Genomic DNA, 22,345 nt, shown 5'->3' with positions numbered 1-22,345 from the left:
TCTTTACTTAACGTAAAGATTATGTAACAGTTGTAATAAGTTAACTAAATATTATTGTGCCACAATAACAGTCTCCCACCCGTCATAACGTGCATTCATTTCCTGGGCAAGTTCCCAAAGCAGCATTACCGCTGCATCTATGCTTTCCTCGTCGGTCCGGTCATTGCGGGAAAGCCTTAATCCATAGGGATGAGGATCATTTTCGTCAACCGGGCGGGCTTCTATGACAAAACCAAGGCGTTGCACCTGCTGGCCATATAACTCCCGTTCGGCTTCCGCAGAAAAATATATCCAATGGTCTATGAGGCGGGCTCTTTCGGCAATGTCCCCATGTTGTTTCAATGTACGCAACACCTTGCGGTTCTGGATACGCTGGAACTCCTGTACATCCGGGAACAGGAAATCGAAGTACAATTCCCATGTCTTGTCCTCCTTAACTCCAAAATCGTACTGGTAATCCGGGAACTGGATCATGGCATCAGCAATGTATTTGTCATGCAGCAAAGTACCGGCCGCATAAAAATAAAAATCCCGCACTCCATTTGACATAGTACGACCAACAAAATGCGCCTGCAAAGTTGTTTCCAGCTGTTGCACCAGGCAGTCCTCAATTTCTCCCAGCACTGTGAATTCATCCCCCTGCGGAAAACCGTCGGCACGTGGATCTTTCAGGTATACCGATATAAAGATGGCATACGGCTTTTTACTCAATGGGGCAAAACGCCGCAGGTCCAGGTCCAGGCCTATAATAGCCGGCTTATCTTCGATATGGCAGGTATAGATGTCCCAGTCTGGTTGGTACGCGTCAGGCATAAAACATTGATTCGAATGTAACAGTCGAACGTAAAGATACGGAACCCTTACCGCCATTCATCCATTAATGGATCAATCTTTTTTTAAATCAGACTAATTTTACTGCAGTTACAGGCTTAATATCAGAAAAGTACTTTGGATCATGCAGAAAATTGTCGTTTTATGTTTGGGAATGATACTCTCCTCCCTGTCAGTTATTTATGCGCAGCAACCGGCACATAAGCCCGCCGATAATGGCGCCCTATACGGAAAACTTGTCGATGCAAAAACTAACGCTCCCGTAGAATACGCTTCCGTTGCCCTGCTCCGTGCAGCCGATTCCAGTGTGGCAACAGGTATGTTATCAAAACCTAACGGCGATTTCAACTTCCCTGAAATACCCTTTGGTAAGTATATTATGAAAGTAAATTTCATTGGTTACGAAACCGTTTATAAAACTGTTTCACTTACAGGAAAAAATAATAATATAGATATCGGTAATATCAAATTGAGCCCCAATGTGAGATCACTGGCTGGTGTGGAAGTGGTGGGCGATAAACCTACTTTCCAGATGGCGATTGACAAACGGGTGTTCAATGTCGATAAAAGTCTGGCCAGTGTTGGCGGTACCGCTACCGACGTGCTTAAACAGGTGCCTTCTGTAAATGTGGATATAGACGGGAACGTCACCGTACGTAACGGCTCTCCCACCATCTTTGTGGATGGCCGCCCTACTACACTGACCCTGGACCAGATCCCGGCAGATGCTATTGCCACCGTGGAAGTGGTGACCAACCCTTCCGCAAAATATGATGCAGAAGGCGTTAGCGGCATCCTCAACATTGTGCTGAAAAAGAACCGCAAGGCCGGTATCAACGGCCAGGTGAGCGGTGGTCTTTCCACGCTGGGTGGAGGAAATGCCGGTGCTGATCTTAACATCCGCAGGGAAAAGTTTAACGTCTCCCTCAGCTATAACCTGAGAAGCCGCCAGGGTAAAGCCCGCTCACACCTCTTCCGTAAGAATCTGAGCGCAGACACGACTACCTATCTCGATCAGTATAACGATGGTGAAAATGGACGCCGTTTTCAGTTTGGCCGTGTTGGGTTTGACTGGTTTATGGATAACCGCAATACCTTCAGCATCTCGCAGGGTATTATGGCGGGCGACTTCAAAGACAACAGCGGACTGAGACTGTACGACCTTGATGAAGCGCAGCAACAGGTACGTTATGGTACCGGTATTGATAATGAGAACCATAACTTCCGTAACTACAGCACCCAGGTAGGTTATAAGCACACTTTTGCAAAGCAGGGACATGAGCTGACCGCCGATTTCAACTACAACTACGCCACGTCAAAAGATAACTCCGATTATGCGTTACAGTATTACAACCCGGGACATCAGCCTATTGATTCTCCCAACCTTCCGCAACAGCGTTATGGCCGTGGTAATGGTAATACAACTTATATCACTGGTCAGATCGACTATGTAAATCCGCTGACAGAAACTTCCAAGATAGAAGCCGGTTTGCGTACCACCACCCGCAGGTTCAATAACCTGCTGAATACCAAAGGAAAAGATTTCTCTACAGGCGATTTCGTGTTAGATTCTTCCCTTTCTAACGATTACCACTACTCTGAAACGATCAATGCCGCTTACCTGAGCTACTCCGGAACAGCCGGTAACTTCGGTTATCAGGGCGGTCTGCGTGCAGAGCAATCGTTCTACGATGGTGAAATGAGAAGCCTCAACAAAAACAGTTATAAAATAGATTACCCTATCAGCCTGTTTCCCAGCCTGTTCCTTTCCCAGAAATTCAAGGGAGATCACGAACTGCAACTGAACTATAGCCGCCGTGTGCGCCGTCCATGGTTCCGCGACCTGCTGCCAAACCTGGAATACACCGGCCAGAGTGCCAATCGCGGTAACCCCGCCCTGCGCCCTGAGTTTACCAACTCTTTCGAGCTCAGTTACCTGAAAGACTTCAACAGGAAACATAATGTATTGGTATCCTTATATTTCCGGAATACAGAAAGGGCCATCACCGATTACTATACAGATACTACCCTTACCATCAATGGTGTGTCGCAGAAAGTCGTATTGTCTTACCCGGTGAATGCAGATACCAGGAATGCTTACGGCGCGGAATTCACCGTTCGTAACCAGATCCTCAAGGGCTGGGATATCACCACGAACCTGAACCTGGCGCAAACAAAGATCAATGCCAACAACCTGCAGAACAATCTTAGCAATCAGGGTTTTATCTGGTTCGGTAAGATCAACAGTAACACAAAATTGCCCTGGAATGCTACCCTCCAGATCACGGGTAACTACGAATCAAAACAGATCCAGCCGCAGGGAGAAAGAGCGGCACAGTACTCCGCCGATATCGCTGTTCGTAAAGAGTTCCTGAAGAAAAAGAACCTGGTAGTATCGCTTGCATTGAACGACATCTTCAATACTGACCGGAACCTGACATACACCACTACTGCTTACTCTGAGCAGGAAAGGTACCGTAAGCGTGCTACCCGCGAGCTGCGGATAAATGTTGCTTACCGTTTTGGTAAAATGGATACACAGCTATTCAAGCGTAAGAATAGTAAAAAAGAAGATCAGCAGGAAACTAAAGAAGAATATTAATTTAGTTCTCCAAAATCTATTACCTATGATCGATATAACCGGCAATACTATTACGCTTCGCTTTCTCGCAGAGCCCTCGGATGTCAATTTTGGAGGAAAAGTACATGGAGGGGCCGTAATGAAATGGATCGACCAGGCAGGATATGCCTGTGCTGCTAACTGGAGCGGTCAGTATTGCGTAACAATATATGTGGGTGGTATCCGCTTCTTTAAACCCATTTCTATTGGAGATATGGTCGAGATCACTGCTACTGTCATCTATACCGGCAACACCAGTATGCATATCGCCATCAATGTGCAGGCAGGTAATCCAAGGAAAAAGGAAAGAATAAAGACCACGCACTGTGTAATGGTCTTTGCCGCAGTTGATGATCATGGCAAAACTGTTCCGGTCCCTAAATGGACGCCGGAAAGCCCTGAAGGGGTTGAGCTGGAGAATTATGCAAAGAAATTGATGGCGCTGCGGCAGAGTATTGAAGAAGAGATGAAACCGTATATGTAGGATATGCGCATAAATAAAAACGAATGCAGGGGATCATGTCTCCTGCATTCTGTTTTTCTGCAGGTTATGATCCGGTAGGGGTTTCAACGACAAACCGGGAAACAAAACGCCGATGGACTCCTTTAGGAGTCCTGGTGTTTGTAGCGCGGGGTTTTTCAACCCCGGGAAACAGGCGCATATGGATATCGGGAATTTTTGATCGGCGTTTTGAATCCACGTACCGATGTCGTATTCGTTTCATCGTCATCCCCGGGTTGCCCCCCGGAAACATACACGCCGCGCCACAGGCCGACCTACCCTCACGAATGAAACCGTTAATGTGAAAATTGCATCTCGCTCAGGTTCCTGTACAATCCTCCTTCCACCAGTATCAGTTCCTGGTGAGTACCCTCTTCTACCAGCCTTCCTTTATCCAGCACAATGATCTTATCTGCCTGACGCACAGTGCTTAGCCTGTGTGCAATGACAATAGAGGTCCGTCCTTCCATCAGTTTCTCCAATGCGTCCTGCACCAGCCTTTCCGATTCGGAATCCAATGCAGAAGTGGCCTCGTCAAGGATGAGAATGCGGGGATCTTTCAGCACGGCCCGGGCAATGGCGATCCTTTGACGCTGACCGCCGGACAACTGTATTCCGCGCTCACCGACGATGGTATCAAGTCCCTCGGGGAAGCGCTCAATAAATTCCCAGGCATTCGCTTTCCTGGCCGCCGCTTCTACTTCGGCAGTACCTGCTCCCGGTTTACCATAGGCAATATTCTCCCTGATGGTGCCGCCAAAGAGGAACACATCCTGTGGTACAATGGCCATCTGGCTGCGGAGGGCTGATAATGGAAAGCTGGCAGCGTTTTTCCCGTTAAAACGGATCATACCTTCCGACGGACTATACAACCTTAGCAACAGCGAGACGATCGTGCTTTTTCCTGCTCCGCTGGGACCTACAAGTGCTATCTGCTGATCTGGTTCGATATCGAAGGAGATGTCTTTTAATACTTCCTGGTCCTCTCTTGTCGGATAACGGAATGAAACATTGTCGAACGAGATCTGTCCGCTGAGCTGATCTCCTGCGGCTATCGCTGTCGTTTCTTCTATAGGTTCTGCCGGCTCGTCCAGTATTTCCAGCAGGTGTTCCGTTGCCCCGATGCTCTTCTGAATGCTGGCGTATACTTCGGCAAGCCCTGCTACAGATCCGCCGATAAAACTGGAATATAGTACGAATGACAACAGCATGCCCGGATCCATCTTCCCGGCAGCGATCAGTAAGGCTCCTTTCCATATCACAGCTATCATCGCTCCGAACACGCCTAATATCATACTGGCGGTAAATGCGCCACGGAATTTGCCTGTCTTCATCCCGGTGCTGGCAACTTCCCGGATCTTCGTCCGGTATCGTGTCATCTCAAAGAATTCATTAGCGAAAGCCTTGACATTCAATATGCCCTGCAATGTTTCCTCAACGATCGTATTGGCTTCTGCCACCTGTTGCTGCGCCAGCTTGGAATAGCGCCTTACGAAGCGCCCGAAGAAATAGGCAATTACCATTATAACAGGTAAAGAGGCCAGCATCAGCAATGTCAGTTGTACAGACGTGTGCAGCAACAGTACCAGTCCGCCGATAATGATGATCAACTGCCGGATGAATTCCGCCACTGTTGTTGTGAAAGTTTCCTGCAGCAGGGAAATGTCTGAAGAGATCCTGCTGCCCAGCTCACCCACCCGCCTGCTGAGGAAGAAGCGCATAGGTAATTTGATGAGATGATTATAAATATGCTGACGCAAAGATGCCAGTGAGCGTTCGGTTACATTGACAAACAGCATGATACGCAGATAACCGAAGATGCCCTGAGCTACCAGGATACCCGCCAGCAACAGTCCTATACGATTTATTTCATGAGGATCTGTGATGATCTTATGTGTGTTGGCCGCATCCACCAGCTCTCCCAATAGTTTTGGAAAAGCAAGGTTAGCCAGGCTGGATACGAAAAGAAAGAAGAGTCCCAGACCAAAGGCCGGCCAGTAAGGCTTGACATATTTATATAGCCTGAACGTGCGTTTTAGGGCCGCTACACGTAACGGCTTCTTTTGTTGTGTGTCTTGCATCAGCGGATAGAATTACAAATAATATGGAGGCATGCTCAACCTGCTTACATCGCTTGAGTCGTATAGGTTATGACGTACAGGGAAGGTAGATATTTTATCCTACTTAAATAAATAAAGAAAGGAGGCCACACACCCTCCTTTCTGTTGACGAATAAACAATCACGAATAAGATTCAATTGCCTTTTAATGTGTTATCGACTTTAAATAGCCAATCTGCGTCGAAACGGGGGAATATATTTTCTGATCGGCAACATTTACCAGATGATAACCAGAATTTTAAGTGATTGCTATAAATGTGAAACTCCTGCCGGAGCCGTTTGTTCTGTTGAAGTAACAAGTGCTGTTCTGCTACTGATCACATGACAACTATGCTACTGCTATTGCGGGTTCTTGTTCCTGCTGGAATCGCCGGTACCGGTTCCGTAACGGGAAGAATCTTCACCCGGGTTAATGGCGCCTGGTGGAATCTCGGATGAAGCCGTATCAGGGGCCACCGCCGCTGTATCGGTAACGCCGGTTGACGTTGAGTCAGTATTTGTGTTATTACCGCCGCCACACGACGCTATGAACATCCCCCCTGCAAAGAAGAGCCCTGCAAGGAACAGTCTACTATTTTGATTCATTTTCATAAAAATATTTTTACCAGTTTAACGAATACGAATTAATAGATATGTGTCCTAGAAATTATTTCTACAAATAGTGGAGGCTGATAAACGCCCATTACCCATAAATGTTATTTTATCGGCATAGAATCAGGACGCTGTGAAGATGTGTCCATAGCCCTGCTGGTGGTATCTACCCTATTGGTAGTATCTGATTGAATAAGATTGGCGGTATCTGTCGTATTACCACTTTCCCTTGAGCTGCCGCAGGCAAACAGGAAGATGCTCAGGATAATGGCAAGACATGTCGTAATACCAATTTTGCACAGCGCCAGGCGTACGTTGATTGCAGCATTTCCGAGGTCTTTCTTTTGCTTTTTCATGATAACTATTTTCCAGGTTAAACAAATAAAATTGAAGTATGATTTCTGCTTATTGTATAAAGAATTATGCCAAGGCTTACATTTGTAGTTGAACGTCGTATATGGAACAGTCTATATTTCAGGTTATTGAAGAGCATCAGTTGCTGAAGGTCCTGGTGGCCCTGATCATTGGTGGTGTGTTAGGCCTGGAAAGGGAATATCGTCATAAAGCAGCCGGTATGCGCACGCTGGCGCTTATTTCCCTGGGCAGCACATTATTTACCATGCTCTCAGTAGAGCTGGGCTACCCTTCCAGCCCGGACCGTGTGGCATCCAATATACTTACAGGAGTAGGGTTCATCGGTGCAGGTGTAATCTTCAAAGGCGATTACACTATAGACGGGATCACCACTGCTGCTACTATCTGGATTGCTGCGGCCCTGGGTATTGCGGTCGGCGTAAGCCATTACCTGCTGGCAGCGGCTACGCTTATCGTAGTACTGTTACTGTTGGTAGGCTTTAAAGTAGTGGAAAGTAAGATTGGAGAGATCAGGGAGAAACGCAGTTATACTATCGGGTACCATATGGATCAATACAGTCCCGAAGAAATAGCCGATGTGTTCCGGCGTTTCAACTTAAAATATAAACGACTGCTGCATACAAGGAATGAGGCGTTTATTGTAGAAGATAAATACGAAGTTGCCGGAAGACCGCAGGAAATAGCGGCTGTCAACGCATTCCTTTTGGCAGATAAAAATATTCATCATTTTTCCGTTCAGGTAAACCCACTTTAGGAGGAGAACATACTTATGTCAGGAGGCCACGCCGATCTGCCCTTACATTATGGTCATGTACCACCCTGGCTCGCAAAGAGAATGAGCCTGCTGGGAGGTGCTATTGTTGAAACGATCGCAGCCGATTACGGGAAGGGTGAAGTACTGCGCCGCCTTAGTGATCCCTGCTGGTTTCAGGCATTGGGCTGTGTACTTGGTATGGACTGGCATTCTTCAGGCATCACTACCAGCGTAATGGGTGCTTTGAAGAAAGCATTGAACCCCAGGGCACAGGAGCTGGGTATTTATATCTGTGGAGGAAAAGGGCGGCATTCGAAAGAGACGCCTGCCGAATTGCTGGCTATCGCAGAACGTACAGGGCTTCCGGGACAGGAGCTGGTGCGTTGTAGTAAACTGGCTGCCAAAGTAGATAATACAGCTGTGCAGGACGGCTTTCAATTATACCTGCACTCTTTCATAGTATCTAATGAAGGAGAATGGGCTGTTGTGCAGCAGGGTATGAATGATGCCAGCGGGATGGCCCGCCGTTATCACTGGCATTCCACCGCTTTTAAACAGTTCACCGAAACACCGCATACTTTTATATATGGTCATAACCAGGGCCTGATCCTCAACCTGACAGATAAAGACGCTGCCGCTACTAAATCGGGTATGCTGCAGCTGATTAAGGAAAAGCCAGCCCATCTCCTGCCGGAGATCCGTAACCTGGTCATGCCCTCCCACCACGATGTGAGAGCGAAGGATGTCGATCTTAAACGACTGGGAAGCGTGCTGGCCGTGGCGCATGAACGTCAGTTACATGATTTTGAATCGCTGCTGCTGCTGGAAGGTGTCGGGCCACGTACCCTGCAATCCCTAACCCTTGTCAGTGAGGTGATCCACGGCACTCCCTCCCGTTTCACCGATCCCGCCCGTTTTTCTTTTGCCCACGGCGGAAAAGATGGTCATCCTTTCCCTGTTCCGGTAAATGTATACGACGAAACCATCAGTGTGCTGAAGGATGCTGTGAACAAAGCGAAGATCGGGCAATCTGATAAACAGGAGGCTATCCGCAAATTGTCGGTATTATCGCAACAGGTCGAAAAGGATTTTATTCCCAATGCCCGGCTTGAGGAACTCATCCGGGAGGAAAGGGACAACTCCTGGCGATACGGCGGCCGCACTGTAATGGGCAAGGCCCTGCCGCCGGATAAAAAGAAAGGTGGTTCACAGCTAAGCTTGTTCTGATGAGCAATGCTAGCAATGCTGTCAGCGGCTGCCTGCAGATTTTTGTCCTTCCATTGTTTCAAGGCAATGTCTTGTTTAATCAGTATCTATCACATGACTATTTCATCTGCATTCATTTACCGCTAAGGATTAAAAAGAAATCCCGGCTTAATAGCCGGGACTCTTGATAATTTCTCTGTCCTATTTTCTACACTGGTATTACCCAGTTCAAATGATCAGGGTTTCATCTCAGACTACAATTTGTAGTCGCCCCTGTGTTAGAATAGAGTAATTGTTCTGGTAAAAATAGCGCGAACTTCATGCCAGAGTTGCCCTTTTTCTGGATTAAATTTTGAAATCCTGTGAGGCATTTAATTGTTCGATATGGCTACATTAAATTATGATACACTGACTGTTACAGCAGCAACACAGATACAAAATGAGATGAGGAATGAGACGATTATCCAGGCCAGAGATTTCCCGGTGAATATCATTGCAGGCGCCGATATCTCCTTTAATAAATTCAGCACTACAGTCTATGCAGGTATTATCCTGTTGCAATTCCCCCAACTGATCCCGATAGGTTATTCGCTGGTAAAAAAGGAGGTACTTTTCCCCTATGTACCGGGTTATCTGGCTTTCCGTGAGGTGCCGGCGCTGCTGGCAGCCTGGGAAAATCTTCAGCAGCGGCCCGACCTGCTTGTTGTTGATGGTCATGGTATTGCGCATCCCCGCCGCATGGGTATAGCCGCACATTTTGGTGTAGTGGCAAACACGCCCACGGTAGGTTGTGCTAAGAAAGTGCTCTGCGGAAAGTATGAAGAACCACCTTCTGAGAAAGGAAGTAATACCCCGCTTGTCTTTAAGAACGAAGTGGTGGGTGCCGCCCTGCGGACGAAGAACGCCGTTAAACCTGTTTTTGTTTCTCCCGGTTATCGCATGGATGTACCCGGTACTGTGGAAATTATATCACAGTGTGTAGGGCGTTACCGCATACCTGAACCCACCAGACTGGCACATAATATTGTGAACCGGTTCCGCCTGGGAGAAGTCCCTGAAGGATTTACTCTCATGTGAGATATGACAAATGGTTCCCTTGGAGCGCTCTTATTGCCCCTTTCCCTTTCTGCATTTCACCAGAAAGAAAGGATAGTTCTCCCTTACTTCAATGATCTCGAACAAGCCCGCCTGGCCGAACTCGGCGTGGATCGATTCGCTGTCATAGAAGAACATTTTAACGCCGCCGAACATCTCAAACCGGTCCTTACTGATAAACTTGCCTGTACCATAGGTCGGTGCCGTTTTTGAAATAACCGCGAAAACCATATACCCATTGTCTGACAACTGGTTGTAACAGTCGCGGATCAGCTTCTCCCTCTCCTGGCTGTCCAACAGGTGAATTAAAGCATAGCAGAATATCCCGTCATAGCGATGGTTGTCAAATGGCATATCGGTTACCGAGCCATGGTAGATGATCATATCCCTGCCGTAGTGCTTTTCTGCCATTTCAATGGCAGTCTTTGAGATCTCAATCCCCGTCACGACCATGCCATTGTCTCTGAAGATCTGTGCGTTCCGTCCATAGCCAATACCGGGAATCAGTATGTTTTTCAGGCCCTTTTCAACAAAGAGATCCTTTGTCAATATGGCTGATTGTGCAGGTGCAAAGCCCCACATCTCCTGTTTTTCTGTAAAGGCGGATTCCCAGAATTCCGGTTCCCCGGTTTTGTTATCCATAGCATTGCATTTAAAATGCAACAAAGTTACATTATTTGCCAGGTAAGATGTAAAAAGCTGGCGTATTTCCGTCAGGTATTTCCGATACCGTTTCGGCATATATTATAATTGCAAGCGGGGATTGAAGCCTTCGTGGCCTCCTCCTATTTCACTGGTGCATTTCCGTCAGGTACTTCCAATACCGTTTCGGCATATGTTGCAATTGCAAGCGGGGATTTTTCCTTCCGGGAATGTTCACTTCTTTATAATAGGTCTGCCAGAGGCGCTGGTACAATTCTTCTTCCGGCGCCCAGACATTGCTGCTACTATGATAATAGGGATCATAGTCTCCGTTGAAGTGTAACCGGATCGTCTCAACGTGCTGCAGGTTATAGTAGATACCGAAGCGGCGGCGCTCATCGTAGATCAGCCAATACTGATCTGCATAGCGGTCCTTAAAATGCCGGGCTATCAGGGGTAGCACATTATATTCCGGCGATACCAGAGAATAAAAGATATTGTCCCTTGTCAGCTGGAAACGGACAAAGGCTTCCATCCTGTGCTTTTCCCGTAACACTTTAGCTGCCAGCCGCGATACATGCAGGACGTATTTATTGCCAAAGTCACTTGTCACATCCTCTTTATTCGCAAAAACATGTCGGATGAATCCCACCATATTGTCCTCTTCTCCAGGCAGTTCTGAAAGATAACAGCAAAACAGCTGTTGCAGGTTTTCCGCTGGTAATTTCCTGCTTAATCCAGCCCATACCCTGTCGGCATTGGCCACCACGGTGGGCGTGAATATTACATTCTCAAACAAGCCACGCACGTGGTCCTGTTCCTTCCTGATCATGACATCTGTCCTCTTCTGCCAGTACAGGTCAAATACGGCAGACAGGAAGCCATCAAAACTTCCATCATACAACCACGTAGTCATTTTAGTAACATTTAACCTACCGCCCGCGGACTACCTATCCACAGCACAGGTGGTAGTCCGGCAGACGATAGTAATTGAGGATAATCATAGAATATCGATATGGTATATTAATATCAGAATAAACTTAGTTGCGCTGTATGTGCTTTTAACCACTTACTGTGCGACTGTGTCAGCAATAGTTGCCGGAGCTGCTCCGGGGCCAGCTCCTTCCGTTCCAGGGACCGGGATTTACAGGTTATAAAATACTTCGCTCTGTTGATCTGTACGCCCATCTGTTTTAACTGATCCCATCCCAGTGCACCGTGTATGCGGGCGGCACAGATCTTCCGCGCGCTTTCAAGCCCGATGCCTGGTACTCTGGCTATCAGCATTTTATCAGCTTTATTGATATCTATCGGGAAACAGTCCAGGTGCCGCAATGCCCAGGACAGTTTGGGGTCAATATCAGTATCAAGATTTGGATGCCCTTCATTCAATAGCTCATGGGCCTGAAACCCGTAAAGCCGTATCAGGTAATCTGCCTGGTAAAGCCTGTTTTCCCGCAGCAACGGTACCTGGCTATGAATGCCGGGCAACCTGGTGTCATTGCTGATGGGCACATAACCAGAATAATATACCCGCTTCAGCTGGAATTGCCGGTAAAAGTGAGATGCCATATGCACGATCTCCATATCCGTTTCTCCCGCAGCGCCCACAATCACCTGTGTGCTTTGTCCCGCGGGTATGAATGTGGGTACTTTCTTTAGTACCTTCCTTTCATCTTCCAGCCGTATAACCTCATGTTGCAGGAAACGGATTGGCCGGATCATGGCCGGCCGGGTTTTCTCCGGCGCCAGTAGCTTCAATCCGGCTTCTGTGGGCAGTTCGAGATTGACGCTTAAACGATCGGCGTACAGGCCCGCCTCTCTGATCAGCTCATCACTCGCGCCGGGAATAGCTTTCAGGTGAATATAACCGTTAAAGTTATTTTCTGTCCGCAGTTTCTTTGCCACCCTCACCAGGCGTTCCATGGTGTAATCAGGGTCTTTGAATATGCCGGAGCTGAGAAATAAACCCTCAATATAGTTCCGGCGATAGAAATTGATCGTGAGGTCCACTACTTCCTGTACCGTAAAGGCCGCTCTTTTAACATCGTTACTTTTCCGGGACACACAATAGGCGCAATCATAAATACAGACGTTCGTCAGTAATATCTTCAACAGCGACACGCAACGGCCATCCGGGGTATATGAATGACAGATCCCCATTCCGGGAGCCGCATTGCCCAAACCTTTGGTATCGTTCTTTCTGTCGCTACCACTGGACGCACACGAAACATCATATTTCGCCGCATCTGCCAGTATCGCCAGTTTCTCCTCTATCCTTTCCATAAGCATCAACTCTGGCCCTAAATTACTAATATTTTTAGTAATTGCTAATTTTGTTAGACGCTTATTTAAACATCAGTACAGCAACCGCGGCCTTTCCGACGAACTTAACTGTAAGTGGTTTCCCGTTGCTAAGTGATTGTGCCACCACTGTTTATAGCGGTAATGTAAAGCTGTTTTTAGTTGAGGATATTGTAAATGGGACGCATTCCCGTCGCATTTTACCCGAGCTACTTCGCGTGAACAGGCACAGCCCCTTACATCACGCCTTCTTTTTCCCCAATGTCATCAACACAACCCCGCCAATGACGATCATACAGGCAATCAATGCCTGGGACGACAGGCTTTCGTGGCCAATGGCCCAACCCAGGAAAAGCGCTACAACAGGGTTCACATAGGCATAGGTTGACAGCAGCCGCGGTGGCGCATTGCGGGTCAGCCAGCTGTAGGAGGTGAACCCCACCAAGGAACCGATCAGTACCAGGTATGCGTAGGCGCACAATGTACGGGTGGAAAGATGTTGCAGGGTATCCCAGGCGCCCGGTTCAGCTTCGGCGCTTATGAAAAAGCAGAATAAAGCACCGGTCAGCATCTGGATGGCGGCAGATTGCATGGGCGCAGGCATGGTGAGCTTGGAAACTGACAACGATCCCAATGCCCAGCAGGCGCATCCTCCGGCCAGTATAGCAATGGGCCATAAGGGGTAACTACGGGCAGTGGCCGCAGCAAAGGGGTTGAATAAGAGGAACAAACCGGCTAATCCTACAACAATACCCGTCACTGTCATTACCGTAGGCCGTTGCTTGCTGAAGAACGCCCAGTCAAAGCCGATAAACCATACTGGTATCGCGGCCACGATAAGAGCCACCAGGCCTGAAGGCATATAGTGTACCGCCAATGCTGTACTGGAATTGCCGATGCCGATCAGCATCAGGCCTACAAAGGCGGCAGACAAGACCTGCTTCCGGGAAGGCAGTTGTTTTTCGCTGCTTCTGCTGATGAATGCCATTAATGTTCCCGCCACGAGAAAACGAAATGCCGAGAGCAGAAAAGGAGGTACTATTTCCGTGGCGATCTTCATCCCCAGGTAAGTAGAGCCCCAGATGATATATACGGCAAAAAGGAATCCCCAGAGCTTTGTGTTATCCGGTTTAGAAGACGCAGTTTCAGTTGTCACAGGCAATTAAATAAAAATTAAGTAAATAACCGCAAAGCATTGTATATTAACCCCTTACTCCTTCACATACACCTCGATGATCGCATTGGTGGGACGACGCGGTGCAAGGAATTCGTCTACCTTCCGGTAGTGATGCTGCAGCTGATATCTCAATGCAAAGGGGAAAAAGTTATTGTTTCTCGGTGCATATTCATACAAAACCACATCATAATAGTGATCCTGTACCTTTTTAACAAACGCATCCAGCTGTCTGTTGAACATGCCCACGCCCAAATGGTACCACAGGGGATAATCGCTCCCTGTTTCCAGCTGGTAAGGCAATGCCTGTGCCAGCGGCGTTAACTCGGTCATATTCAACAACTTAATGGTGACCTTCTTTTCTTTTACAACAGGTAGTTGCTGCAAGCGGGTCATACCATGTACAGTGGAAGGCGGCATATAGATCTTATGAAAAGCCCAGAGGTCGGAGAAGATCCATTGGTCTGTGGGAACATCCGTCGTATCGGCATTGATCATGAAATTATTACGGGACACGACATTCTCTCCCGTAGGACTGATCTGCGGATTGTAGATCGCATAAGAGGAACTATCGCCCGCCGGCACACCACTCTTACCGGCTACCACCCGCTCAGGTGGAACGAGGCGCGATACGACCCTGTCCAGGTATTTCCAGAATGAACCGGACCACCAGAGCAATACCAGCAATGTTGCAGCGCCGAAAGCCGGCCAGCGGCTCAGGTCCAGTTTCAACTGCTCCTGTAAACGGCTGGCTATGAAAGCGAAAGCGAAGCTGTGAAAGAAAATATTGTTATCCGGAGGTGTGTAGCTGGTCACCTGGAAAATGGCCGCTTCTGCTAATATCCCCAGGGTCAGCAGGGTGAACAGCACAGCCGGTCTGTCATTCCAGAAGCTGCGCCATTGGCGGAAGGCAGGTACCAGGCATAGCATCACCAGTAAGAGGTACAACTTGATCCATTGAGAGAAGCCCATGATCTCTGACAGGATATCATATACAGATAAGCGCGAGTTGTGCGGGGCCTGCCCGTGATTGAACCAGTAGCCGAAACCGTAAGGCAGCAAAGGAACGATGACTGCCGCCGCTACAATGCCATAAAAGGCCAGGTAGGCAACGAAGTCCAGCCACTTCTTGCCCTGTAAAGTGTTATATGCCAATAAGGCGAGCGAAAGCAGCAATGCCAGTCCGCCGCCATCCTGCTTAGTAAAGAAAGACAGGAAAGTGAAAAAGGCAGACAGGAAGAGGAATAAAAAGCGCAGCTTGCCCTGTGGCCCCATCAGATAACGGAAAAGGAAGGCCAGCCCGATCAGTTCATACACGATCACTGTCTGGTTATACCAGGGCCAGAAGTTGAAGAACGAATACGAGAGTACGAACAACAGTACAGAGATCACCCGGATAGGCGTTTGTACCTGGAGGCTTTTAAGGATGGACCGGAAAGCCAGCCCTGCCAGTATGTTCATGAAAACCTGGGCTTTCACGAGCGATATCAGCTGGGGACCGAACAACTTAAAGAACAATGCAGGCATCAGCCAGAAGCCATAACCCAGTGGTAAGCCAAAATCCCTGTAAGGAACCTGGCCTTGCGATAGCCGGTAAGCGCCTTCCCAGGAAAGGAAAATATTTACCCTGTAGGGAAATGTCACAAACAAAGGTACCAGGGCAAAACCAATGATGATCAGCAATTCTGCAATAAAGGCACCTTTACGGCTGAACGGAGCATGAGTTGACGGCATAAACTAAACGGGGATAATAAATTGATGAAAACGAGTATAAAGTAACATGAACGGGCTCAAAAATAGTAGAATTTACGCGAAAATAGCATTTTATGGTGTTGTTGTTCGGTAATCAGTCGTATCTTGGCGGCAACATTAAGTTCAATCCCCGTGCAATATTTAAAACTGTTAAGACCCTCCCATTGGGCAAAAAACCTTTTTTTATACATTCCCCTTTTCTTCGCGGGTGAGATATTCAACCTGCAAAAGGTAGTGGAATTACTTATCGGATTTATTGCATTTAGCCTCATTGCCAGCAGCATTTACATCATCAATGATTATAGAGATGTAGAAGCCGACAGGATACACCCGGTAAAACGTAAACGCCCCATCGCTTCCGGTGCTGTTTCAAAACCGGCTGCCCTGGTCTTCTTTGTATTATGCCTGGCCATTGGTGGCTTGCTGGCATGGTACGTCAGACCAAAATTCGCATTTGTTGCAGGCATTTATTTCATTATCAATTTATTATACTCCTTCGGATTGAAGAACATTTCCATCCTCGATATTCTCATCCTGTCAACAGGCTTTGTATTGAGGGTAAAGGCAGGCGGTGTAGCCGCTAATATAGCCGTATCCGAATGGCTGATGATCATGGTGTTCCTGCTGGCACTGTTCATGGCAATCGCGAAACGGCGCGACGATGTGCTGATCAAGACGCAGTCCGGTCAGGATATGCGCAAGGCTGTTAAAGGCTATAACATGGACTTTATGAACGTGATGCTGGCCCTCGTGTCTGCGGTCATCATTGTGGCGTACCTGATGTACACAATGGCCCCCGAAACGATGTCGCGCTTTGGTACTTACCGCCTTTATTATACATGTCTTTTTGTAATTGGTGGATTATTACGATATTTGCAAATAACATATGTGGAGAATAATACAGGTTCTCCCACCAAAATCCTATACAAAGACCGTTTCATTCAATTAACCATACTCCTGTGGGTGCTGAGTTTTTATGTGATAATTTATTTACCCACTAACAAAAGTTTTTTTGAGTAATGGAAAAACGGTTAGCAAACTGGGGGAACTACCCCGTTATCTCCTGCGACGAATCGTCATTTTCGCAGGAAGAGCAGGTGCAGGATTTTATATCCACACATTCTTCTGTAATTGCCCGCGGAAACGGGCGCTGTTACGGCGATGCTTCACTGGCCCAACACAGTGTTTCTACCCTTAAATACGACAAAGTGCTCGCTTTTGATACGACGAAGGGCATCTTCGAATGTCAATCCGGTATCACACTCGATCAGATCCTCGATATTATCGTTCCCCAGGGATGGTTCCTGCCGGTTACTCCCGGTACGAAGTTTATTACTGTGGGCGGCGCCGTAGCCTCCGATGTACATGGTAAGAACCATCACGTAGACGGCTCGTTTTCTGGGCATATTATCGATATGGACGTCATTACGGGCAATAAGGAGACTATTACCTGCTCTCCTGCAGATCACTCCGACCTTTTCTGGGCAACCTGCGGTGGCATGGGGCTTACGGGCATCATTACACGGGTAAAGTTCGGGCTGAAGAAGATCGATACGGCATACATCCGTCAGAAACAGATCAAGGCCCGCAACCTGGAAGACCTGATCCGCCTTTTTGAAGAATATAAGGATTATACCTATTCCATGGCCTGGATCGATTGTCTGCAGAAAGGCGATAGCTTCGGCCGTGGCATACTTATAGTGGGTGAACATGCCCGCCCGGAAGAGTTGAATGAACAACAGCGCAAAGCCCCCCTGCAACTACCGGCCAAACGTAAACTGTCGCTGCCCTTCAATCTTCCTTCTTTTGCACTGAATACACTGACAGTCAAGGCGTTTAACTGGCTGTATTATCTGAAGAATACCAAACGGGAGATCAATAATGTCATTCCCTACGAGCCATTCTTTTACCCCCTGGACGCCATTCTGCACTGGAACCGTGGCTATGGTAAGGCAGGCTTCGTGCAGTACCAGTTTGTACTTCCTCTCGAGAAAAAAGAAGGACTGATCGCCATCCTGCAGCGGATCAGTGATGCAGGCTTGGGCTCTTTCCTGGCCGTACTGAAAGTTTTTGGCAGGCAGGACAGCCTGATATCATTTCCTATGGAAGGGTATACACTGGCGCTTGACTTCCCGGTTCGTAAAGGTCTCTTCGAATTCCTGGACAAGCTGGACGAGATCGTATTGCAATACGGAGGCCGCCTCTACCTGTCGAAAGACGCCCGTATGAAACAGGAGGTTTTCTGGCAGAGTTACCCCAATGCGCAAAAATTTGCCGATATCATCAAAACATACAACGGTGCTAAGCTGTTCCGTTCTGTACAATCAGACCGCTTACTGCTGACAGAATAGACTTTTGCTACCTTAAAATACCGATAATCAATATATGCCTACTGTTCTTATTCTGGGAGCCGGGTCAGACATGGCTGTTGCCATAGCCCGTGAGTTTGCCAGGAACAAATATAATATCCAACTGGCGGCCCGTAATCTGGCCGCTATCTCCGCCCTGGGACAGGATCTCCGCATCCGTTACCAGGTAAGTGCAAGCTCCCATGCCTTTGATGCAACTGATTTTAAGAGCCACGCTGCTTTTTATGTTTCATTGCCCCAGGCGCCGGATATCACTATTGCCGTGTTCGGATATCTGGGGTCGCAGGAAAAAGGGCAGTCCGACTGGAATGAGGCCGCCCGCATCCTCCATACCAACTATACCGGTGCAGTTTCTATCCTGAATATTGTAGCCGATGAATATGCGGCGCGTGGCAATGGCGCCATCGTGGGCATCAGCTCCGTGGCCGGAGAACGTGGCCGTCAGAGTAACTATCTGTATGGCAGCGCCAAGGCCGGCTTTACAGCCTATCTCAGCGGGCTCCGGAACCGTCTTTTCCATAAAGGTGTGCATGTACTGAGCGTTCAGCCCGGGTTCGTATATACCCGCATGACGGAGAACCTGAAGCTACCGCCCCTCCTGACCGCCCAGCCACAGGATGTTGCAAAGGATGTTTATCGGGCAGTGACTGCAAAGAAAAATGTGATTTATACGAAGTGGTTCTGGCGATATATTATGCTCATTATCAAATTAATACCAGAGGGTATCTTCAAAAAACTCAAATTATGAAGCCAGCAATTGCTTTCTTCGATTTTGACGGTACCATCACCAGGAGAGATACCCTGTTCGAGATCATCCGTTTCCAGAAAGGTGAAACTGCATTATATACCGGTCTGGCTTTATTGTCGCCAGCTTTGGTGATGATGAAGCTGGGATTGATCTCCAAACAGAAAGGTAAGGACCTGGTGCTGCAACACTTTTTTCGTAACACCCCGGTAGATGAGTTCCGCGATAAATGCGCCGCCTTCTGCCGCGACAGGTTGCCCGGTATGATAAGGGAGAATGCCTTGCAGGAGATTAATCAGCATCTGTCCAAAGGCCACCGGGTGGTAGTGGTGACGGCTTCCGCACAGGAATGGGTGAAGCCCTGGTGCGATTGCATAGGTATTGAGTGTATCGGTACCCGGCTGGAGATCAGGAATGCCAGGGTCACCGGCCGCATTCAGGGCGTGAACTGTAACGGCGAGGAAAAAGTACGCCGCATCCGGCAGCAATATGACCTGCCTGTGTTCGGCGATATCTATGCCTATGGCGATACGGACGGCGACAGGCCCATGCTGCAATTAGCCACTTTTGGTTTCTTCAGGAAGTTCTGAAAACACTCAGGCCATCAATCACGGTCGTTTAAACGGTAATTGATGGCCTGAAATGCATCTATCTATTTCTACTTACTACTTCTACTTTTAAGCTGCCGCTTTAAGTTTCACTACTTTTACCTTGGCGGTCTTCAGTTTAATGATACCAATAGCATTGAAGAATTTCATTACCGGATAAGTCGGGTCCAGCTCAAACCATTTCTTGGCGAAGTTTGGACTGTCTTTATACTTGTGGTGATTGTTCTGGAACAGTTCTCCCAGCAGCAAAATACCCCAAGGGGAAGTATTTTTTGATTTATCGCCGTTGTCAAAGCTCTTGTAACCATATTTATGACCACACCAGTTCACCACAGCGCCTTGTACAGGCCCGATCAGGAAGTGGACAGGTAATAAAAGGAACCAGTACCAGGCTGGAGCGAAGGCAACATAGAAAGCTATATAAATGCCTGCCCATGCCAGACGGGTAATAGTATGGTCACCGAAGCGGTCCATCGCATTCCATACCGGCAGCGGAGGATTGGTCGTAAATTTCTCGTCCAGTACTTTTGCACCGGTGTAAATATCATTGTACAGTTTACGGGTCTGCCACATCATGCTCCATACATCTTTAAAGAAGTGCGGAGAATGCGGGTCATGCTCAGTATCGCTGTATTCGTGGTGCATACGGTGCATAGCGCCATAGGCACGCGGAACTAAGTAAGATGTTCCCTGGAAGAACCAGGTACAGAAGTAAAATACCCTTTCCCAACCTTTACTGGTAGTATACATCTGGTGGGATGCATATCTGTGCAGGAAAAAGGTGTGAAAGAACAAGGATAAGAACCAGTGGGAAAAAAAGAATATTAAAATCGCAGTCATTTTCTCTCTTTAAACATAAATTAATAAGTTGTCAAAGGTAGCTTAAAATGGGCGGGAACCCCTATAAATAATTACGTATCAATGATAGATACCGCTTATATGAGTAGTGAGGTCGCCACAGGGGCGTGTTTAGGAAATGTTAAAATTGTTTTGAAGGCGCGTTTTCAATGCAATATTGACGCCGAAAATGATATTGAAGTTGGTCTGATCCTTCGCAAACAAGACGAACGGTTCTGTTACCAGGAAGTTACTGCAGGCTAGTTTCTTCACCCTAGCACGGTCGGTCTGAATGGTCCCTTGCCGTGGCGAAGCGGCCATTTTCGAGTTACCTTATCATTAAAACGACTATCCAGCTCTGCCGGAGAAAAAGCACATCGGCCTATTGGGTTAGTGCACTCTATAGAAGAAAATTTTAAAAAAGCTTTCATTAATAGGTTATGTACCAAGCTTAACTGCAACTGATTCTTATAACTTGAGTTTATATGACAGTTTGTAAGAGTAATAATTAGATGATCGAAGTCACATTTTGCTTACTTCCCTTGTCTAATAAGCTATTTATATAACTTTTTGTTAATTAGATATATATATTGAATCGTGTTAATTTAATAAAATGGCATCTAAAACTAGTGTATCTATTTTTACTACAGCTATAACACAGTCCATCAAAGGAAAGATCTGGAAATGGTTCCTGGGAGGAATCGGCTCTTTAGTCGGCGTACTCCTATTGGTAAAGAACTTCTTTGGCCTAGATGTACTAAAATCTTCGTTATACGGTGGAGCTTTTTTATTTTTGTTGTTTATCATCCGTTTTTCTATCTTTTTAGCACGCGAGGTAATTAAGCACCTACATTTTATTAATAGAGATTCAATATATGGAGACGCTATTATTGCACTAAAAGATGCTTTTGCAAAGGTCAATGCTTTACAGAGAGCTAAGGATTTCAGTGATACTGAATTTGTAGCTGTTATGGTGGAAATTTGTAATGGACTCCAACATTTTTTTAATAAAAAAACAAAAAGTAAATGTTCGGTGTCTATTAAAGTACCGATTACAGGAAACGTATCGGCGAATGCTTCTGTACAAAATCTCTGTAGGGATTCTGAACACGCCAGGATCCGAGATACGGAAGTTTATAATAAAATAAATCATACCATCATTGGAAATACGCCGTTTCAAAAAATACTTAATGGGGTACTCACCGGCAACCGCAGAAAATTTATCTACATCAACAACGATATCAATGCAAGTAAAGATTACGAGAATACTAGTCGCGATGCATACACTACGGGGATATTGCCTTATGAAAGTGAAATTGTTTATCCATTGATTCCGGCATATTTTACAGATAAGTCCAAATACGATGTATTGGGCTTTCTATGCATAGATTGTCAATGTAAAGGTAAATTTGACGAGAAATATGATGTGGCAATAATTGAGTGTGCTACAGATCGTCTTTATGATTTAATAGTAACGAGGAATTATTTAAAAGCTGTTAAACAAACGCAAAATGAAGGCACTGCCGCTTGAACAACAAAAAATTGGTTTTCAACAAGTTTCCAGAAATGAGAACGTCTTGGTACTACAGCGAATTATTAACAAAAATATAGCGAAGAAGAGGAAAAAAAGGGGAGATGTCGCCCAACAACCAACGCTCAACTTGCATCTCTTTGATCAAAGAGATCTTGAAGAATTAAGAGAACTCCAGGCTCAAATCGTTCAAAATTATCCGACTAAAAGTAGTCGCTTTTTCTATCCAATATTACAAGCAATAGGAACCTTTTTAACTAAGTAAACTATTTAATATCATAAGATCACAC

Annotated in this window: 22 protein-coding genes and 1 riboswitch; of the genes, 12 read left to right on the top strand and 10 right to left on the bottom strand. The window is 46.8% G+C overall.

What is annotated here, in order from left to right:
* Positions 1 to 51: 51 nt before the first annotated feature.
* Complete coding sequence (locus tag MYF79_RS18455; RefSeq protein WP_247809121.1) at positions 52 to 813, bottom strand: DUF695 domain-containing protein; 762 nt, start codon at positions 811 to 813, stop codon at positions 52 to 54.
* A gap of 142 nt (positions 814 to 955) precedes the next feature.
* Between MYF79_RS18455 and MYF79_RS18450 the strand changes: the two genes are divergently transcribed.
* Positions 956 to 3,433: an outer membrane beta-barrel family protein gene (locus tag MYF79_RS18450; protein ID WP_247809120.1), complete on the top strand. Its 2,478-nt coding sequence runs from the start codon at positions 956 to 958 to the stop codon at positions 3,431 to 3,433.
* A gap of 25 nt (positions 3,434 to 3,458) precedes the next feature.
* Positions 3,459 to 3,935: an acyl-CoA thioesterase gene (locus MYF79_RS18445; protein ID WP_247809119.1), complete on the top strand. Its 477-nt coding sequence runs from the start codon at positions 3,459 to 3,461 to the stop codon at positions 3,933 to 3,935.
* Between the two features lie 314 nt (positions 3,936 to 4,249).
* Here MYF79_RS18445 and MYF79_RS18440 read toward each other — a convergent pair whose 3' ends face one another.
* From MYF79_RS18440 to MYF79_RS18430, 3 genes are all read right to left on the bottom strand, one after another.
* Entirely contained in the window at positions 4,250 to 6,034 is a 1,785-nt protein-coding gene (locus tag MYF79_RS18440) for an ABC transporter ATP-binding protein (protein ID WP_247809118.1), read from the bottom strand.
* A gap of 377 nt (positions 6,035 to 6,411) precedes the next feature.
* The gene (locus MYF79_RS18435) at positions 6,412 to 6,663 is read right to left on the bottom strand and encodes a hypothetical protein (protein WP_247809117.1); all 252 of its coding nucleotides are present in this window, start codon (positions 6,661 to 6,663) and stop codon (positions 6,412 to 6,414) included.
* A 104-nt stretch (positions 6,664 to 6,767) separates the two neighbouring features.
* Positions 6,768 to 7,019, bottom strand: a complete 252-nt coding sequence (locus MYF79_RS18430) for a hypothetical protein (RefSeq protein WP_247809116.1) — start codon at positions 7,017 to 7,019, stop codon at positions 6,768 to 6,770.
* Between the two features lie 101 nt (positions 7,020 to 7,120).
* On the opposite strand from MYF79_RS18430, the gene MYF79_RS18425 reads away from it, so the two are divergent.
* The 3 genes from MYF79_RS18425 to nfi all read left to right on the top strand — a co-directional run bounded on the left by MYF79_RS18425 (position 7,121) and on the right by nfi (position 10,075).
* Entirely contained in the window at positions 7,121 to 7,792 is a 672-nt protein-coding gene (locus MYF79_RS18425) for an MgtC/SapB family protein (protein ID WP_247809115.1), read from the top strand.
* 15 nt (positions 7,793 to 7,807) lie between these two features.
* Complete coding sequence (locus tag MYF79_RS18420) at positions 7,808 to 9,019, top strand: DUF763 domain-containing protein (protein WP_247809114.1); 1,212 nt, start codon at positions 7,808 to 7,810, stop codon at positions 9,017 to 9,019.
* Positions 9,020 to 9,186: 167 nt separating this feature from the next.
* Positions 9,187 to 9,283: riboswitch (TPP riboswitch) on the bottom strand.
* A gap of 99 nt (positions 9,284 to 9,382) precedes the next feature.
* Entirely contained in the window at positions 9,383 to 10,075 is a 693-nt protein-coding gene (gene nfi, locus MYF79_RS18415; RefSeq protein WP_247809113.1) for a deoxyribonuclease V, read from the top strand.
* Positions 10,076 to 10,105: 30 nt separating this feature from the next.
* Here nfi and MYF79_RS18410 read toward each other — a convergent pair whose 3' ends face one another.
* From MYF79_RS18410 to MYF79_RS18390, 5 genes are all read right to left on the bottom strand, one after another.
* On the bottom strand, positions 10,106 to 10,735 hold the full coding sequence (locus MYF79_RS18410; protein ID WP_247809112.1) for a class I SAM-dependent methyltransferase: 630 nt from the start codon (positions 10,733 to 10,735) through the stop codon (positions 10,106 to 10,108).
* Between the two features lie 148 nt (positions 10,736 to 10,883).
* A complete protein-coding gene (locus MYF79_RS18405) occupies positions 10,884 to 11,651 on the bottom strand; it encodes a TIGR03915 family putative DNA repair protein (protein ID WP_247809111.1) in 768 nt (255 codons plus the stop codon).
* 113 nt (positions 11,652 to 11,764) lie between these two features.
* Positions 11,765 to 13,021, bottom strand: a complete 1,257-nt coding sequence (locus MYF79_RS18400) for a putative DNA modification/repair radical SAM protein (RefSeq protein ID WP_247809110.1) — start codon at positions 13,019 to 13,021, stop codon at positions 11,765 to 11,767.
* Positions 13,022 to 13,280: 259 nt separating this feature from the next.
* On the bottom strand, positions 13,281 to 14,195 hold the full coding sequence (locus MYF79_RS18395) for an EamA family transporter (protein WP_247809109.1): 915 nt from the start codon (positions 14,193 to 14,195) through the stop codon (positions 13,281 to 13,283).
* Positions 14,196 to 14,249: 54 nt separating this feature from the next.
* Complete coding sequence (locus tag MYF79_RS18390; RefSeq protein WP_247809108.1) at positions 14,250 to 15,947, bottom strand: hypothetical protein; 1,698 nt, start codon at positions 15,945 to 15,947, stop codon at positions 14,250 to 14,252.
* A 150-nt stretch (positions 15,948 to 16,097) separates the two neighbouring features.
* Between MYF79_RS18390 and MYF79_RS18385 the strand changes: the two genes are divergently transcribed.
* Genes MYF79_RS18385 through MYF79_RS18370 form a run of 4 tightly spaced genes read left to right on the top strand, consistent with a single transcriptional unit; the run spans position 16,098 to position 19,669 of the window.
* A complete protein-coding gene (locus MYF79_RS18385; RefSeq protein ID WP_247809107.1) occupies positions 16,098 to 16,985 on the top strand; it encodes a decaprenyl-phosphate phosphoribosyltransferase in 888 nt (295 codons plus the stop codon).
* The gene (locus tag MYF79_RS18380; protein ID WP_247809106.1) at positions 16,985 to 18,316 is read left to right on the top strand and encodes an FAD-binding oxidoreductase; all 1,332 of its coding nucleotides are present in this window, start codon (positions 16,985 to 16,987) and stop codon (positions 18,314 to 18,316) included. The genes MYF79_RS18385 and MYF79_RS18380 overlap by 1 nt, the downstream gene beginning before the upstream one ends.
* 34 nt (positions 18,317 to 18,350) lie before the next feature.
* Positions 18,351 to 19,082, top strand: coding sequence for an SDR family oxidoreductase (locus MYF79_RS18375; protein ID WP_247809105.1), 732 nt, complete (start codon positions 18,351 to 18,353; stop codon positions 19,080 to 19,082).
* On the top strand, positions 19,079 to 19,669 hold the full coding sequence (locus tag MYF79_RS18370) for an HAD family hydrolase (RefSeq protein WP_247809104.1): 591 nt from the start codon (positions 19,079 to 19,081) through the stop codon (positions 19,667 to 19,669). The genes MYF79_RS18375 and MYF79_RS18370 overlap by 4 nt, the downstream gene beginning before the upstream one ends.
* An 87-nt stretch (positions 19,670 to 19,756) precedes the next feature.
* On the opposite strand, the gene MYF79_RS18365 is transcribed toward MYF79_RS18370, so the two are convergent.
* The gene (locus tag MYF79_RS18365; RefSeq protein ID WP_247809103.1) at positions 19,757 to 20,527 is read right to left on the bottom strand and encodes an acyl-CoA desaturase; all 771 of its coding nucleotides are present in this window, start codon (positions 20,525 to 20,527) and stop codon (positions 19,757 to 19,759) included.
* An 81-nt stretch (positions 20,528 to 20,608) separates the two neighbouring features.
* Between MYF79_RS18365 and MYF79_RS18360 the strand changes: the two genes are divergently transcribed.
* The 3 genes from MYF79_RS18360 to MYF79_RS18350 all read left to right on the top strand — a co-directional run bounded on the left by MYF79_RS18360 (position 20,609) and on the right by MYF79_RS18350 (position 22,320).
* Positions 20,609 to 20,788 (top strand): hypothetical protein, encoded by a 180-nt coding sequence (locus tag MYF79_RS18360; protein ID WP_247809102.1) that lies wholly within the window; start codon positions 20,609 to 20,611, stop codon positions 20,786 to 20,788.
* Between the two features lie 349 nt (positions 20,789 to 21,137).
* Positions 21,138 to 22,055, top strand: coding sequence for a hypothetical protein (locus MYF79_RS18355; RefSeq protein WP_247809101.1), 918 nt, complete (start codon positions 21,138 to 21,140; stop codon positions 22,053 to 22,055).
* Positions 22,036 to 22,320 (top strand): hypothetical protein, encoded by a 285-nt coding sequence (locus MYF79_RS18350; RefSeq protein WP_247809100.1) that lies wholly within the window; start codon positions 22,036 to 22,038, stop codon positions 22,318 to 22,320. The genes MYF79_RS18355 and MYF79_RS18350 overlap by 20 nt, the downstream gene beginning before the upstream one ends.
* The last annotated feature ends 25 nt before the right edge of the window (positions 22,321 to 22,345 follow it).

This window comes from Chitinophaga filiformis (assembly GCF_023100805.1).
GTDB classification, from domain to species: Bacteria; Bacteroidota; Bacteroidia; order Chitinophagales; family Chitinophagaceae; genus Chitinophaga; species Chitinophaga filiformis_B.
The sequence above is the reverse complement of the archived record's forward strand: the minus strand, read 5'-3'. Positions and strand labels throughout refer to the sequence as shown.

Bases quoted from the DNA above. Each gene is read 5' to 3' on its own strand.
- MYF79_RS18445 (WP_247809119.1), top strand. From the start codon at position 3,459: ATGATCGATATAACCGGCAATACTATTACGCTTCGCTTTCTCGCAGAG.
- MYF79_RS18360 (WP_247809102.1), top strand. From the start codon at position 20,609: ATGATAGATACCGCTTATATGAGTAGTGAGGTCGCCACAGGGGCGTGT.
- nfi (WP_247809113.1), top strand. From the start codon at position 9,383: ATGGCTACATTAAATTATGATACACTGACTGTTACAGCAGCAACACAG.
- MYF79_RS18370 (WP_247809104.1), top strand. From the start codon at position 19,079: ATGAAGCCAGCAATTGCTTTCTTCGATTTTGACGGTACCATCACCAGG.
- MYF79_RS18405 (WP_247809111.1), bottom strand. From the start codon at position 11,651: ATGACTACGTGGTTGTATGATGGAAGTTTTGATGGCTTCCTGTCTGCC.
- MYF79_RS18420 (WP_247809114.1), top strand. From the start codon at position 7,808: ATGTCAGGAGGCCACGCCGATCTGCCCTTACATTATGGTCATGTACCA.
- MYF79_RS18375 (WP_247809105.1), top strand. From the start codon at position 18,351: ATGCCTACTGTTCTTATTCTGGGAGCCGGGTCAGACATGGCTGTTGCC.
- MYF79_RS18390 (WP_247809108.1), bottom strand. From the start codon at position 15,947: ATGCCGTCAACTCATGCTCCGTTCAGCCGTAAAGGTGCCTTTATTGCA.
- MYF79_RS18350 (WP_247809100.1), top strand. From the start codon at position 22,036: ATGAAGGCACTGCCGCTTGAACAACAAAAAATTGGTTTTCAACAAGTT.
- MYF79_RS18450 (WP_247809120.1), top strand. From the start codon at position 956: ATGCAGAAAATTGTCGTTTTATGTTTGGGAATGATACTCTCCTCCCTG.
- MYF79_RS18435 (WP_247809117.1), bottom strand. From the start codon at position 6,663: ATGAAAATGAATCAAAATAGTAGACTGTTCCTTGCAGGGCTCTTCTTT.
- MYF79_RS18425 (WP_247809115.1), top strand. From the start codon at position 7,121: ATGGAACAGTCTATATTTCAGGTTATTGAAGAGCATCAGTTGCTGAAG.
- MYF79_RS18365 (WP_247809103.1), bottom strand. From the start codon at position 20,527: ATGACTGCGATTTTAATATTCTTTTTTTCCCACTGGTTCTTATCCTTG.
- MYF79_RS18400 (WP_247809110.1), bottom strand. From the start codon at position 13,021: ATGGAAAGGATAGAGGAGAAACTGGCGATACTGGCAGATGCGGCGAAA.
- MYF79_RS18380 (WP_247809106.1), top strand. From the start codon at position 16,985: ATGGAAAAACGGTTAGCAAACTGGGGGAACTACCCCGTTATCTCCTGC.
- MYF79_RS18455 (WP_247809121.1), bottom strand. From the start codon at position 813: ATGCCTGACGCGTACCAACCAGACTGGGACATCTATACCTGCCATATC.
- MYF79_RS18430 (WP_247809116.1), bottom strand. From the start codon at position 7,019: ATGAAAAAGCAAAAGAAAGACCTCGGAAATGCTGCAATCAACGTACGC.
- MYF79_RS18440 (WP_247809118.1), bottom strand. From the start codon at position 6,034: ATGCAAGACACACAACAAAAGAAGCCGTTACGTGTAGCGGCCCTAAAA.
- MYF79_RS18355 (WP_247809101.1), top strand. From the start codon at position 21,138: ATGGCATCTAAAACTAGTGTATCTATTTTTACTACAGCTATAACACAG.
- MYF79_RS18410 (WP_247809112.1), bottom strand. From the start codon at position 10,735: ATGGATAACAAAACCGGGGAACCGGAATTCTGGGAATCCGCCTTTACA.